Origin of the sequence: Candidatus Rhabdochlamydia sp. T3358, from assembly GCF_901000775.1 — a bacterium.
GTDB lineage: Bacteria > Chlamydiota > Chlamydiia > Chlamydiales > Rhabdochlamydiaceae > Rhabdochlamydia.
Genome location: NZ_CAAJGQ010000012.1, coordinates 74,073 through 87,472 on the forward strand (window position 1 = coordinate 74,073; position 13,400 = coordinate 87,472).

Here is a 13,400-nt window from a genome sequence, read left to right on the forward strand (position 1 = left end):
TTTTTTATTTTTTCACAATTGTATCTTGAATTTTTTGAGGAACGCGCTCGAAATGAGAAGGTTCCATTACATAACTAGCACGTCCTGAACTAAGAGAACGAAGCTGTGTGGAATACCCAAACATTTCACTTAAAGGAACTTCTGATTCAATGAGAATCATTCCTTTTTGCGTAATTTGATTGAGGATTTTACCACGACGACGGTTGATATCACCTATAACATCTCCCATAAATTGCTCTGGGGTAGATACCGAAACCTTCATGATTGGCTCGAGTAAAATAGGAGAACTCTTGCGTGCTGCTTCTTTAACAGCCATTGATCCACAGATTTTAAAGGCCATTTCATTTGAATCAACCTCATGATAGGAGCCGTAAACAATGGCAACTTTTACATCGACAAGGCCGTAGCCTGCCAAGACACCTGTTGTAAGACCTTCATTAACCCCTTTAATAACCGCTGGGATATATTCTTTAGGAATAACACCACCGACGATTTTGCTAACAACTTCATTGCCTTTGCCTTGTTCATTAGGCTCAATTTCCAAGACAACGTGTGCGTATTGACCACGTCCACCGGATTGTTTGATGTATTTGGTTTCTGTTTTGTTAGACTTTGTAATGGTTTCTTTGTAGGCAACCTCTGGTTTACCCACATTTGCTTCTACATTGAACTCACGAAACATACGGTCTCGGAGAATTTCTAAGTGCAATTCTCCCATTCCTGCAATAATTGTTTGTCCTGTTTCTTCATTAGTAGTTACGCGGAACGTAGGATCTTCTTCAGAGAGCGCTCCTAAAGCAACAGAGAGTCTTTCTCTGTTCTCTTTTGACTTTGGCTCAATCGCCATAGAGATCACAGGTTCTGGAAATTCCATTTTTTCCAACAAAAGCGGGGAGTTTTCACTGCATAAGGTATCCCCTGTGCTAGTATATTTTAACCCAATACAAGCTGCGATATCTCCTGTAAAGAAATCATCGCGATCTTTGCGTTGGTTCGCGTGCATTTCTAGTAGGCGCGAAATCCTTTCTTTTTTGTCTTTTGTTGTATTCATTAAAGTGCTTCCTTTAGAAAGAACACCTGAATAAATACGCACAAAAGTTAATCTACCTACATAAGGGTCGGTGGTAATTTTAAATGCTAAAGCAGCTAGAGGCCCATCATCTTTAGGCTCTAGTGTCATTTGTTCGTCTGTTATCGCATTAATTCCTTTAATTAACCCTCGATCAAGGGGAGATGGCATCCAGTTAACAATCGCATCCAACAGAGGTTGTACACCTTTATTTTTAAATGCTGTTCCACACAAAACCGGATTCAATTGATTTTGACAAACAGCCTTGCGAATAGCTACATGAATCTCATTTTCTGTTAGGCTAGCTGGGTTTTCTAGCACTTTTGTCATGAACTCTTCGTTTTCTTCATCAACCGTTGCTAGTTCTTCGAGCAATTGTTGACGCATCTCTTGGCATTTAGTCAGGAGATCTTCTGGGATCTCTGCTACTTCATATTTAGCGCCTAAGGTTTCATCTAAAAAGAGGTATGCCTTCATTTTAATTAGATCAACCATCCCTTTAAAAAGCCCTTCCGCACCAATGGGGCATTGAACTGGAATAGCATTAGCTCCTAACTTATCTTTCATAGAATCAACAGCCATGAAGAAGTCAGCGCCTACGCGATCCATTTTATTAATAAATGCAATACGCGGAACGTTATAACGCTCTGCTTGACGCCAAACGGTCTCTGATTGAGGTTGTACTCCTGCTACTGCGTCAAATACCGCAACAGCACCATCTAAAACCCTAAGAGAGCGCTCTACTTCTACTGTAAAATCAACGTGTCCCGGAGTGTCTATAATATTAATTTTACAATCTTCCCCATCTTTATCGGGCCAATATACAGTGGTAGATGCTGAGGTAATGGTAATGCCTCTTTCACGCTCTTGTTCCATGAAATCCATTGTTGCAGCGCCCTCATGCACCTCACCAATACGGTGAGAGCGTCCAGAATAGTAGAGGATACGTTCAGTTGTAGTTGTTTTACCGGCGTCAATATGCGCCATGATGCCAACATTACGTACTCTTTCTAGCTTATCTTTTTCCGGTCGTTGATTCATAAAGCTCCTTTACCATTTATAGTGGGCAAATGCACGATTCGATTCAGCCATGCGATGTGTATCATCTTTTTTCTTAATAGTGGTGCCTTGATTGTTAAAACAATCTACAAGTTCAGCACAAAGAGCTTCTTCCATGGATCTTCCAGCTTTAGCGCGAGAATAGTTGATAATCCAAGTCATGGCCATTGAAGTCCGACGATCGGCAGGGATTTCAATAGGGACCTGATAAGTAGCACCACCAATACGTCGAGATTTTACTTCTAAAGAAGGTTTTGCATTCTCTAGAGCTTGTAAAAAATCATTTAATGTATCAGTAGATTTAATTTTCTTAGCAAAGGCCTCTATAGCATTATAGACAATGCGGCGAGCAGTAGACTTTTTACCGCTAATCATAGCCTTGTTAATCAATTTAGCAACAACTTCGCTCTTATAATGTGGGTCTGGCTCTGGTTGTCTCTTAATAGCACGACGTCTTCTTGACATAAATTTTCCTTCTTTCAAAATAATGATCTTCACTTGAGCTACTTTGCTCGGCCCACGATTGACCCTTTTATTGAAAAAAAAGAGACAGTTGAGGGCCAGGATCTCCATATTTGGATATCCTAAGATTACTTTACTTAGGGCGCTTTGCACCGTATTTAGATCTGGATTGTTTTCGATCTTTTACTGCGGCACAATCAAGAGCTCCTCTTACAATATGGTAACGTACACCAGGGAGGTCTTTTACTTTCCCACCACGAACCAGTACGATGCTGTGCTCTTGCAGGTTATGGCCTTCTCCTCCGATGTAAGCAATGATTTCTTTCCCATTAGAGAGACGTATCCATGCAACCTTTCTTAAAGCGGAATTTGGCTTTTTTGGAGTTTTTGTCTTTACCTGAACACAAACGCCGCGCTTTTGCGGGCAATTTTGTAGAGCAGGGGACTTCTCTCTTTTTCTTTTTGACTTGCGTCCAAAACGCACTAATTGATTAATTGTTGGCATCTTTGCCCTTCTCCTTGAGCGAGTTAATTAAAAAAAGAAGCCTTAGGAAAAAGCTTCTGCTACTTCTTAGCATACAACATGGAAGAAAATATAACTGGGAACAGCATTTCTTGCAAAAAGATTATCAAAAATCTAGTTTAAAAAATTTTTAAACTAGATTTCTTAAGCGTTTATTGAGAAATTTAATTTTAAAAATTAGACTTATCATATAAATAAAGATTAAACAAGGGTTATTAGGATGAAGATATTTAAATTTTTTTTAATATGTTTTCTTGGGTTGGTTTTAGGGTCTGGTAATACAGGAACTTTTAAAAAACCAGGTATAGTAGTTTCTTCTATCCGTAATAACATGGAAGAGATGCTACGTTATCATGTAGAGCACAAAGAATTTAATGAATTGCTTGCTAAACGTAGTTTAAGAATTTATATTGAACAGTTTGATAATAATAAAAACTATTTGCTTTTTGATGAAATTGATGATTATCTTAATCCATCTCGCGAATTGTTAACTCAAATGGTCGAGCAATACAAACAAGGATATTTCATAGTTTTTCAAGAATTGAATAACATAATAAGAAATTCCATTAAAAGAGAACGTGCTTATCGAGCACTACTGCAAAAAGAACTTATAAAAGCAGCAGAAGAACCAATAAATCACAAAACCTACTCTGATTATCCTCGTAGTAAAGAGGAGCTGCAAGTAAGGATTAAAAGCCATTTGCAAAAAATTATTGCATTTGAGAAGAAACAAAATCCAAATAGAAAGTTTGATTCTGCGTATATCCAAAAGGTATTTGCTTTATGGGAAAAGCGTTTATCTCGTTTAGAGGATGCTTATCTGGATGTAGATGCTCAGGGTAAAAAATTGACTAAAGGCGCTTTAGAAGAACAGATGTCTATGCATGTGCTTAAAGCTATGGCAAAAAGCCTAGATGCACACACCTGTTATTTTAGTCCTAAAGAAGCTATAGAAATGCGTACTTGTCTAGAAAAACAATTTGAGGGAATTGGTGTAGTATTAACCGAATCTGTTGAAGGAGTTGTCATTAGTGATTTAGTTAAAGGAGGACCGGCTTATCGTGTAGGCAAAATCATTCCAGGTGATGTGCTTATATCTATTGATGGAAAATCTATTGCTCAGCTCTCTTATGAGCAAGTATTAGACTGTCTACAAAGCGTGAATAAACGCAAGATTGAATTAGGATTAAAAAGAATACAAGATAAGCAAGAAGTGAATTATTTTGTAGCCTTGCAAAAAGAAAAAATCATTATGGAGCAAGATCGCTTGCAATACACTTTTGAACCATTTGGTGATGGAATTATTGGAAAGCTTACTCTTCCTTCTTTTTATGAAAGTAAAGACAGTTCAAGTTGTGAAGCAGATATTCGATCTGCTTTAAGAGAGTTAAAAAAACAAGGCAAGCTGCTTGGTTTGGTTTTAGATCTGAGGGATAATTCTGGCGGGTTCTTAACACAAGCTGTTAAAGTTGCGGGTCTTTTTATTTCTAACGGAGTGGTTGTTGTTTCTAAATATGCTCAAGAAGAAATACAATATTTACGAGAACTAGATGGAAGGAATTATTACGACGGGCCTCTGGTTATTTTAACCTCAAAACTCTCAGCTTCTGCTGCTGAAATTGTAGCACAGGCATTGCAGGACTACGGCGTTGCTTTAGTAATAGGGGATGAGAGAACTTATGGAAAAGGAACTATTCAATTTCAAACCGTAACAAGAGAAAAAGCGCCTTCTTTTTTTAAAGTAACCGTCGGTAGATATTACACTGTTTCAGGAGCCTCTACACAAATCGAAGGAGTAAAAGCTAATATTGTAGTTCCTTCTCGGTATTTTATTTATGATGTAGGAGAGAGGTTTTTGCAATATCCTCTAAAAAGCGATCGAATTCCATCGGTGTACGCAGACCCTTTGATAGATATAAATCCTCAACAAATCAATTGGTTTCAAAAACATTATTTGCCAAGTCTTCAGAAAAAGGTTTCTGTCTGGAATCAAATGGAATCTCTTTTAACAATAAATAGCAGTCAAAGGCTCAGTCGCGATAAAAATTTTTCTCTGTTTCTAGATGTTAAAAAACAAGAAAAAGAAGGAAAAGAAAATACTTTAACGATAAATCGCAATTGGGGGATAGAGGACTTGCAAATGTCTGAGGCATTAAATGTTTTAAAAGATATGGCGATATTAGAAAACAGCGCTCAAAAACTTTAATAAAAGATAAACAATCTATTGCAAAAAATCATCTGGCTTTATATCTTTCTTGATTCATCCGTATGGCCAGATAGCTCAGTCGGTAGAGCAGAGGCCTGAAAAGCCTTGTGTCGCCGGTTCAAATCCGGCTCTGGCCACATCTTTGGTAGAGTCATATGTATTTTCTTTAGATTATTTCTTAGAGTTTCTGATTGACCCTGCAAATAGTCCTTTAAATGTTTTTCTGTTTTAACCAGGGATTTATTGCGCAACTTTTTGTCTATTGCGCAAAGAAATGTTGCGCAATATGCTAGTTGTTAAGAAAATGGATAATTTATGACAAAGCAGACTACTTAGTTTGATCTTATTTTGGAAATTATTGGTAGATTCCCTGGCGGTGCATCAGTAGAAGAGATTCTCTTAGGATTAAACCCTCCGCTTCCTCGTCGGACATTGCAGTATCAGTTGGTCTCTTTAGTAAAAAGTGGGAGCCTTGTTGCTAAAGGGCGGACTAAGGGACGAAGATTTCATCTTCCAATTCCTGTAAAAAAATCTATAACTAAACAATCTGATAATTATTTTCCTTTATCAACTATTGCTAAGTCGATTAACTTGGCTGTAAGTCGTCCGATTCAGGAAAGAGCCTATGTAAGTTATTCAAGAGAGTTTCTCGATCAATATCGTCCAAATGTAACACAGTATCTTTCAGAGTCATTGAAAAGGAAATTGTTTGCGTTGGGTACAACAGACGGAGACAGGCCAGCGGGAACATATGCTCGTCAAATTTATAGTCGGTTACTGATTGACTTGTCATGGAACTCAAGTCGACTGGAAGGCAATACCTATTCTCTTTTGGAAACAGAGCGATTGCTAGAGTTAGGAGAAGCAGCTGAAGGTAAAAGCCGTCGAGAAACTCAAATGATTTTAAATCACAAATCGGCTATCGAGTTTCTATTAGAATCAGCAGTGGATGTAGGGATTAATCGATATGCAATTCTAAATATTCACGCTCTTTTAGCAGATGATCTTCTCCAGGACCATTCCTGTGGAGCTCTTCGTCAGATTGCCGTAGGAATTGCTGGGTCAGTGTATCTGCCACTTGTAGTGCCTCAATTGATCAGCGAATGTTTTCAACAAATCATCGAGACGGCTAACGCGATAAAAAATCCATTTGAGCAGGCATTTTTTCTCATGGTACACCTTCCTTACCTGCAACCATTTGAAGATGTCAATAAAAGAGGTTCACGTCTTGCAGCTAATTTGCCGCTAATGCGAGAAAATCTTTGCCCATTGTCCTTTGTTGATGTCCCTGAGCAAATATATATTAATGGTCTTTTGGGAGTTTATGAGCTCAATCAGATTGAGCTTTTGGCAGAAGTGTTTGCTTGGGCCTACGAGCGATCTTGTCTTCGCTACTCAGCTGCTCAAAAAAACTCTTGGAGATCCAGATCCATTTCGTATTCGCTATAGAACATTAAGGAAAGAAACTGTTGCAAGTGTTGTTCATGGGAAAATGGATAAGAAATCAGCTACTGCGCTTATTCGAAAGCAGGCGAAGGACATGGTTCCGATTGCTGACCAAATGAAATTTATCGAGGTTGTTGAAACTGAGTTAATGAGTTTACATGAGGGAAACATTTCTCGTTATGGGTTAAGGCCTTTAGACTTTGAGAAATGGCAGAAGGGATGGTTCTGATACTTTATAAGAAGTGCGTTATTCATTCGATTCTAGTTCTTGTACAAAATTTTTATTGAAAAACTATATCAAATAAAATACTATCCCCTACCTTTAGTCTCTACTTAAAGAATTGCTTTTAATAGGTATATGATGAATGCGTTTTCAATGGGGTTGTTCATTTTTATACTGAGTTTTCTTTCTATCCATAGCATGCACTGTTCAGAAATTGATTTAGGGTTGTATGAGAAAAGTGTGCATAGTCAAAATGGAGAAGATGGAGTCACTGAAGCCCTTTTTGATTTAATAGGGTCAGATTCTAAGTTCTTTGTTGAATTCGGGGTTCAAGATGGATCGGAATGTAATACTCGCTATCTGCGTGAACATTTAGGTTGGTCTGGGTTGATGATGGATTCTGACCACCAAAACACTGCTATTAACTTACAACAAGAAAGAATAACAGCAGAAAATATTAATAGCCTTTTTGAAAAATATCAAGTGCCTGATGAATTGGATCTACTTTCTATTGATATCGATTCAAATGACTTCCATATTTGGCATGCAATAGATAGCCGATATCGTCCCAAAGTTGTTATTATTGAATATAATGCCACACATTTACCTCACGAAGATAAAGTTGTAGTCTATGACCCTAATCTATGTTGGGATGGATATAATTATTTTGGAGCAAGTATTCTTTCTCTCTATAAATTAGCACGTAAAAAAGGGTATTCCCTGGTCTATGCTGATAATACAGGGGTTAATCTATTTTTTATTCGAGATGATTTAGTGGAAATGAGCAGCTTTACATTTAAAAATATCAATTGCGTAGATAAGACTTATAAGTATTTCGGACATAATGGCTCTGGTCCAAATAAGGGTCACCAAGCCGATCCCTATAAAAGGCCTTATGTAATGGCAGAGCAGCTTTTACTATGAATTTTTAGGAGAAAACCCATGCTTCGTTCCATTTATTTAATGAGTATATGGAGTCTGTTTACCTTAACAACAGTTCAATCAATGGCATCTGGATTTACCTGTCTTGATGAAAAGATTCCTTCTCATGATAGACGCTATAACACTTTTTTACAGGCGCTTGCGCTTATAAAGAATAGAGGCTTGCAAACAATTGTAGAAACAGGGACTGCTAGAGGAGGAGTTAAAGATATAGGAGCTGGTGCATCCTCCTATATTTTTTCTGATTACGTTAGAGAATACGGTGGGGACTTTTACTCTGTGGATATTGATCCAAAAGCTCTTGCAAATGCACAAAAAGATATGGATGTAGTTCCTGAAAATGCGTATTTTATTTGCGCTGATTCTGTAGATTTTTTACATTCTTTTCCAGATCCCATAGATTTTCTGTATTTAGATAGTTATGATTATGATGTGGGGGATCCATTTCCTTCGCAATACCATCATCTTATGGAAATCCAAGTTGCTTATCCTAAATTACACGAAAATAGCATAGTCATGATTGATGACTGTGATCTTCCTCATGGAGGGAAGGGGTTATATGCCATCCAATTTCTTCTTAAAAGAGGATGGAAAATCATTGCAGACGAGTATCAAGTAATATTAGTACAAAAATTCTAACTAAAATTTACGGGGAATAAGTTGTTGCATAGCTTTAAGAAGAGGCTCAATGCCTTCTCTATGCATAGCAGAAATAGGAAAGAGTGTTGTTTCTGGGTAGGGATATTTTTGTTTAAAGGTTTCTAGATTCTGCATGGCTGTTTCGCAATCTATTTTATTTAATACAACAAGAAAGGGTTTATCTAATAACTCTTTTCGATAAGCTGTTATCTCGTTTTGTAAAATCTGAAAATCTTTAAAAGGATCTCTTTCTTCTATTCCAGAAACATCGATCAAATAGATCAAAACAGAAGAACGCTCAATATGTTTGAGAAAAGATAAACCCAATCCACGATCGAGGTGAGCACCTTCTATAATACCTGGAATATCTGCAATTAAAATCCTAGAGAAATCCTCAAATTGAATATAACTTAGGTTTGGGTACAGTGTTGTAAAAGGATAAGCTCCAATTTTAACATGACAATGAGTAATTTGTTTTAAAAGAGTGGACTTACCTGCATTAGGCATTCCAATAAAGCCAATATCAGCAATTAATTTCAACTCGAGTTGAACCTCGTGTATTTCACCTTCGTGACCTGGTGTGCATATGTTAGGAGCTTGGTTGGTAGGAGATTTAAAGCAGGCGTTTCCTTTGCCTCCTTTGCCTCCTTTGCACAGGGTGTATTCTTGATTTTTGTCAGTAAAATCGGCTAATATTTCTTGTGTTTTGGTATTTTTAACAATAGTACCGCAAGGGATGTGTAAAATAAGATCTTTGCCATTGCGTCCCCTTTGAAGATTTCCTCCCCCTGGAATGCCATTTTCTGCATTGATTAAACGACGATTGCGAAATCCTTCCAAAGAAAGGATGTTCTCATTGGTTTTTAGGATAATAGAGCCACCTTGGCCTCCATTTCCACCAACAGGACCTCCTTTAGGAATAAACTTCTCCCTCCGCCAGGCAACGACGCCATTACCGCCTTTTCCAGCGCGTACTGTAACTGTAACTGAATCGATAAACATATGTGTATTTTTACAAGCCCCCTGGCTTAGTTGAGGGCTACAAAGTATTAAAGAGCGGGTTGAACGGAAACATATGTGCGGTTGGTTTTACGATAAGAAACGATACCATCAATTAAAGCATATATCGTATCATCGCGTCCACGTCCTACATTTTTTGCGGGATGCCATTTTGTGCCTCTTTGACGCACAATAATGCTACCTGCTGTAACAAATTGTCCCCCAGTTGCCTTAACTCCAAGGCGTTGCGAGTGAGAGTCGCGACCATTTCGGCTAGATCCTTGACCTTTCTTATGTGCCATTGTTGCTCCTTATCCAATAATATCTGTAATCTTAATTCGGGTATAACGCTGGCGATGGCCTACTTTACGACGAATCGGTTTGCGTCTTTTGTATTTGAATGCAACTACTTTTGGCCCTTTAGCATCTTGCTTGATAAGCTCTGCTTGTACAACAGTATCAGCAAGATAAGGGGTGCCAATCTTAACATTTCCCGCTTCGCTAACTAGTAAAACATTTTTAAATTTTACTACACTATCCTCTATATCTAGCAATTCTACATCGATGGTATCACCCTTTTCAACACGGTATTGTTTACCACCTGTTTCGATAATTGCGTACATCTGGCCTCCTAAAATAAACTTAAAGATTCGCATGTAGAAGAAAAAAAACATGATAGGACAGTCTTGAATCAAAGTCAATGTGAAAAAATGCAAATGTAAAAAAGGATAGAAAGAAAGGATTTTTATTTTTAATTCATTTTTTATTAAAAAATAAAAATTTAATTATTTGATTAATAATTAAATTATACATAGTATGAAAAGTAAGAGGATAAATGAATAGGGATGGTTATGAAGGGGCTTAAAAAAAGGATAAACACACTTAAGTCCTCAAAAATTACTCTAAGAAAGCATCATAACCGTGCATTTTTTAAAGAGCAGGAAAGTGAGTCTAAAATTAAGTTAGAACAAGATAAAAAAGCTTAAGGAGGGTTTATGCCTAGAAAGCATGCCAAGAGAGCACCAGCAAAAAGAAAAACTCATCATCATCACAGAACGCACAAGAAATCAGCTTGGAAACAGTTCTGGAATCGCTATTGCTCTATGTAAATCTCAAGACTTCTTTTTGAATAAAAGTGCACCCGCATAACAAGAAGAAGAAACAAGTGAGATGGTGGCCCCTGGGGGCCAGTTTAATTGATAAGAGAGTAGGATGCCGATAAATGTGAGCATAAGACCGCATGCTGTTGCTAAAGTCATCATTTGCAATAAACTGCGGGTGAAAATAGCAGCAATGGCAGCGGGTATTGCTAACATAGTTACAACCAAGATCGCCCCAACTATTTGGATTAATAGCACAATTGAGATAGCTACTAAACCTAGCAGTAGAAAATAAAAGCTTTGTACAGGAAGCTGTTTTAACTTAGCTTGTTCTTCATCAAAACAAATGGCTAAAAGCGGTTTATAAAATCTAGTAACTATAGATAAAATGAGCGCATTTAAAGCAAATAATAAAAAAATATCATTGTTGCTAACCCATAGAATATTTCCAAATAAAAAATCAATGAGCTCTGTGTTATAGCCAGGGGTAAGAGCAATGAAAATGACTCCGATAGACATTCCGATAGCCCAAATAGCAGCAATTGCTGTGTCTTCTCTTTCCTTATATTTTAAATGAATCCAGCCCATTAAGAATGCAGAAATTAACCCAGCTATTAATGCTCCAATGAATGGGGTGAGAAAGGTAAGTCCAAATCTGACTTTCAACCATAAACAAATCCCCATTCCTCCAAGCACAGAATGGGCAATGCTACCACTAATGGAAACAATTCTTTTAACTACTACATAAGAACCGATAATACCGCCGGTTAATGCAGCACCGCAACCTGCTAATAACGTATGCAATAGAAAAGGATTATCAAACATATTAAAAAGAAAAGTGTTGGGGGTTTGTTAAAGGGGTATGATAAAGGCCCAAAGCAAAATGCTCACATACTTCTTTAGTCTGAAGAGAGGTTGCTTGGCGATTTATGCAAATGAGCCTACTGGCTTTATCAATAATTGTTTGTAAATCATGAGACACCATCAGTATCGTCATGTCAGCATTTAACTCTTTTAATAGCTGATAAATGGATTTTTCCGCTTGAGGATCTACATTGGCTGTTGGTTCATCGAGCAGTAGGATTTTAGGATGGTCAACAATTGCCCTTGCAATAAGGGCTCTTTGCGTTTCTCCACCTGATAGAGAGCCAAAAGAAGCTTTTTCTTTGTGTAAAAGGCCCACTTTTTCCAATGCCTGTAAGCCTAATTTGCGCATGGTTTTAGGAAATCTTCCCCAGCAATTAAGTTTACCAAGACATCCCATCATCACTACATCTAAAACACAAATCGGAAAATTGCGATCCACTTGTTGCATTTGAGGGACATACCCCATTAAATGCCTAGTATGCTTAGGATTCTTGTTTAAAACCTTTACCCAACCTTTTTTTGGTTGCAAAAGCCCTAAGATCAATTTAAAAAAAGTGGTCTTGCCACCGCCATTTGGACCGAAAACGACAATAAATTCATTAGGCTGCACAGTTATATTGACATCTTCAAGAATGCTTTGATGGTTATAATTAAAAAATAATTGGTGGATAGAGATAACGTCAATCATGAATGATATTTTTAACCACTTCTGCCATCTGTTTTAGACTTGCTATATAATCTTCAGAATAAGGATCGATGATGTAAGTAGGGATCTCTAAATTTTGAGCAAGTAACTTAGCTGCTTTACTGCCGTGTTGAGGTTCTATAATAATGCCACCTATGCCTAGCGTTTTTATCTTATGAAGCAATTCTGGAACATATTGAGGTAAACAGTCCTTACCCTCTTCTTCAAGAGATAATTGCTCGAGTTTATAGTCTCTACAAAAATAGGCAAAAGCTGGATGGGAGACTAAAATAGTTTTGCCTTGCTTATTTTTAAGTATAATAGTTAATTCTTGATCAATTTGCTCTAGTTCTTTTAGTAGAGTATTTAAATTTCTTTGGTATAACTCTGTATGGGTTGGGAATAGCTGAATCAAAGCTTGTGTAATTCTTTTTACTTGAGTCTGCATCATTTTTGGGCTTAGCCAAATATGTAGATCTTTAGTGTCCAAATGAGAGCAGCAATCTCCTTTATAAGACAAAAGAGCAAGACCTTCTGCTAAATCAATGATAAGAGGGGGATTTTTCATTTCTTGAAAGACCCTCTGAGCTTTTTGATCTGCTCTTTCTCCTAATTTCAACCACAATACAGCTTGTTTTTGCAATTGTACTTGTTTAGGGGTCGGTTCATATAAATGAGGGTTTGCTCCAGAAGGGATAAGAGACTCAGCTGATACGGTATTTTCTGCGATTTTTTTCACAAAATAAAGATAAGGAGGAACGCTAACCAAAACAACAGGAGGTTCTGAGTAACTCAGAATAGGAATAATACAAAAAAAACTAATAAATAAACGAAGGAGCATTTTTTTAAAACCTGATAAAGCTACAATTGAGGATCATAATTTTTTAAGCGATTTTGGAAAAGAAATAACTCTCTAGTTAAACTTTGAAATAAAAGATTTAGTAAATGATCTTTTTAAAATAGACTATACAGCTCTCTTGAATTTTTTCTTGTAAGATAAACTGTAGTTAAGGTAGTCTTTAGCACGTTTAAAAGCTTTTGGAGGAGTGTTCGAGTGGCCGATGGAGCACGCTTGGAAAGCGTGTGTACACGTAAGTGTACCGTGGGTTCGAATCCCACCTCCTCCGATTTAATTCATCAGATAATCTGAACATCCACTTTTTCTTGGACAATGCTCTTC

The 13,400-nt window shown here is 37.3% G+C and carries 14 protein-coding genes and 2 tRNA genes; 7 read left to right on the plus strand and 9 right to left on the minus strand.

Annotated elements, in window-relative coordinates; genetic code table 11:
• Nucleotides 1–4 precede the first annotated feature (4 nt).
• The 3 genes from fusA to rpsL form a co-directional block, all read right to left on the minus strand.
• Nucleotides 5–2,110, minus strand: a complete 2,106-nt coding sequence (gene fusA / locus RHTP_RS03445; RefSeq protein ID WP_138106738.1) for an elongation factor G — start codon at nucleotides 2,108–2,110, stop codon at nucleotides 5–7.
• A 9-nt stretch (nucleotides 2,111–2,119) separates the two neighbouring features.
• A complete protein-coding gene (gene rpsG / locus RHTP_RS03450; RefSeq protein ID WP_138106739.1) occupies nucleotides 2,120–2,593 on the minus strand; it encodes a 30S ribosomal protein S7 in 474 nt (157 codons plus the stop codon).
• A gap of 130 nt (nucleotides 2,594–2,723) precedes the next feature.
• Nucleotides 2,724–3,095: a 30S ribosomal protein S12 gene (gene rpsL, locus RHTP_RS03455; RefSeq protein ID WP_138106740.1), complete on the minus strand. Its 372-nt coding sequence runs from the start codon at nucleotides 3,093–3,095 to the stop codon at nucleotides 2,724–2,726.
• A gap of 238 nt (nucleotides 3,096–3,333) precedes the next feature.
• Here rpsL and tsp point away from each other — a divergent pair, with 238 nt between their 5' ends.
• The 6 genes from tsp (at nucleotide 3,334) to RHTP_RS03480 (ending at nucleotide 8,569) form a co-directional block, all read left to right on the plus strand.
• A complete protein-coding gene (gene tsp, locus RHTP_RS03460; protein WP_138106741.1) occupies nucleotides 3,334–5,319 on the plus strand; it encodes a tail-specific protease Tsp in 1,986 nt (661 codons plus the stop codon).
• A gap of 64 nt (nucleotides 5,320–5,383) precedes the next feature.
• Nucleotides 5,384–5,456 (plus strand) — tRNA-Phe (locus RHTP_RS03465).
• Between the two features lie 211 nt (nucleotides 5,457–5,667).
• Nucleotides 5,668–6,768 carry a Fic family protein gene (locus RHTP_RS03470; protein ID WP_212742851.1) on the plus strand — a complete coding sequence of 367 codons (1,101 nt, stop codon included), beginning with the start codon at nucleotides 5,668–5,670 and terminating at the stop codon, nucleotides 6,766–6,768.
• Between the two features lie 91 nt (nucleotides 6,769–6,859).
• Nucleotides 6,860–6,994, plus strand: a complete 135-nt coding sequence (locus RHTP_RS09045; protein ID WP_256360126.1) for a hypothetical protein — start codon at nucleotides 6,860–6,862, stop codon at nucleotides 6,992–6,994.
• A 132-nt stretch (nucleotides 6,995–7,126) separates the two neighbouring features.
• Nucleotides 7,127–7,912: a hypothetical protein gene (locus RHTP_RS03475; RefSeq protein ID WP_138106742.1), complete on the plus strand. Its 786-nt coding sequence runs from the start codon at nucleotides 7,127–7,129 to the stop codon at nucleotides 7,910–7,912.
• 18 nt (nucleotides 7,913–7,930) lie between these two features.
• On the plus strand, nucleotides 7,931–8,569 hold the full coding sequence (locus tag RHTP_RS03480; protein WP_138106743.1) for a class I SAM-dependent methyltransferase: 639 nt from the start codon (nucleotides 7,931–7,933) through the stop codon (nucleotides 8,567–8,569).
• Here the strand turns inward: RHTP_RS03480 and obgE are convergent, their stop codons facing one another.
• From obgE to RHTP_RS03510, 6 genes are all read right to left on the minus strand, one after another.
• Nucleotides 8,570–9,571 carry a GTPase ObgE gene (obgE, locus tag RHTP_RS03485; RefSeq protein ID WP_138106744.1) on the minus strand — a complete coding sequence of 334 codons (1,002 nt, stop codon included), beginning with the start codon at nucleotides 9,569–9,571 and terminating at the stop codon, nucleotides 8,570–8,572.
• Between the two features lie 47 nt (nucleotides 9,572–9,618).
• Nucleotides 9,619–9,870, minus strand: coding sequence for a 50S ribosomal protein L27 (gene rpmA, locus RHTP_RS03490; RefSeq protein ID WP_138106745.1), 252 nt, complete (start codon nucleotides 9,868–9,870; stop codon nucleotides 9,619–9,621).
• 9 nt (nucleotides 9,871–9,879) lie between these two features.
• Entirely contained in the window at nucleotides 9,880–10,191 is a 312-nt protein-coding gene (gene rplU / locus RHTP_RS03495; RefSeq protein WP_138106746.1) for a 50S ribosomal protein L21, read from the minus strand.
• Between the two features lie 489 nt (nucleotides 10,192–10,680).
• The gene (locus RHTP_RS03500) at nucleotides 10,681–11,493 is read right to left on the minus strand and encodes a metal ABC transporter permease (RefSeq protein ID WP_138106747.1); all 813 of its coding nucleotides are present in this window, start codon (nucleotides 11,491–11,493) and stop codon (nucleotides 10,681–10,683) included.
• A 1-nt stretch (nucleotide 11,494) separates the two neighbouring features.
• Nucleotides 11,495–12,223 carry a metal ABC transporter ATP-binding protein gene (locus tag RHTP_RS03505; protein ID WP_138106748.1) on the minus strand — a complete coding sequence of 243 codons (729 nt, stop codon included), beginning with the start codon at nucleotides 12,221–12,223 and terminating at the stop codon, nucleotides 11,495–11,497.
• Entirely contained in the window at nucleotides 12,216–13,061 is an 846-nt protein-coding gene (locus RHTP_RS03510) for a metal ABC transporter solute-binding protein, Zn/Mn family (protein WP_138106749.1), read from the minus strand. The genes RHTP_RS03505 and RHTP_RS03510 overlap by 8 nt, the downstream gene beginning before the upstream one ends.
• A gap of 199 nt (nucleotides 13,062–13,260) precedes the next feature.
• Here RHTP_RS03510 and RHTP_RS03515 point away from each other — a divergent pair.
• A tRNA-Ser gene (locus tag RHTP_RS03515) sits at nucleotides 13,261–13,347 on the plus strand.
• Nucleotides 13,348–13,400 lie beyond the last annotated feature (53 nt).

Coding starts and splice junctions, on each gene's coding strand:
- fusA (WP_138106738.1), bottom strand. CDS start 2,110: ATGAATCAACGACCGGAAAAAGATAAGCTAGAAAGAGTACGTAATGTT.
- rpsG (WP_138106739.1), bottom strand. CDS start 2,593: ATGTCAAGAAGACGTCGTGCTATTAAGAGACAACCAGAGCCAGACCCA.
- rpsL (WP_138106740.1), bottom strand. CDS start 3,095: ATGCCAACAATTAATCAATTAGTGCGTTTTGGACGCAAGTCAAAAAGA.
- tsp (WP_138106741.1), top strand. CDS start 3,334: ATGAAGATATTTAAATTTTTTTTAATATGTTTTCTTGGGTTGGTTTTA.
- RHTP_RS09045 (WP_256360126.1), top strand. CDS start 6,860: ATGGTTCCGATTGCTGACCAAATGAAATTTATCGAGGTTGTTGAAACT.
- RHTP_RS03475 (WP_138106742.1), top strand. CDS start 7,127: ATGAATGCGTTTTCAATGGGGTTGTTCATTTTTATACTGAGTTTTCTT.
- RHTP_RS03480 (WP_138106743.1), top strand. CDS start 7,931: ATGCTTCGTTCCATTTATTTAATGAGTATATGGAGTCTGTTTACCTTA.
- obgE (WP_138106744.1), bottom strand. CDS start 9,571: ATGTTTATCGATTCAGTTACAGTTACAGTACGCGCTGGAAAAGGCGGT.
- rpmA (WP_138106745.1), bottom strand. CDS start 9,870: ATGGCACATAAGAAAGGTCAAGGATCTAGCCGAAATGGTCGCGACTCT.
- rplU (WP_138106746.1), bottom strand. CDS start 10,191: ATGTACGCAATTATCGAAACAGGTGGTAAACAATACCGTGTTGAAAAG.
- RHTP_RS03500 (WP_138106747.1), bottom strand. CDS start 11,493: ATGTTTGATAATCCTTTTCTATTGCATACGTTATTAGCAGGTTGCGGT.
- RHTP_RS03505 (WP_138106748.1), bottom strand. CDS start 12,223: ATGATTGACGTTATCTCTATCCACCAATTATTTTTTAATTATAACCAT.
- RHTP_RS03510 (WP_138106749.1), bottom strand. CDS start 13,061: ATGCTCCTTCGTTTATTTATTAGTTTTTTTTGTATTATTCCTATTCTG.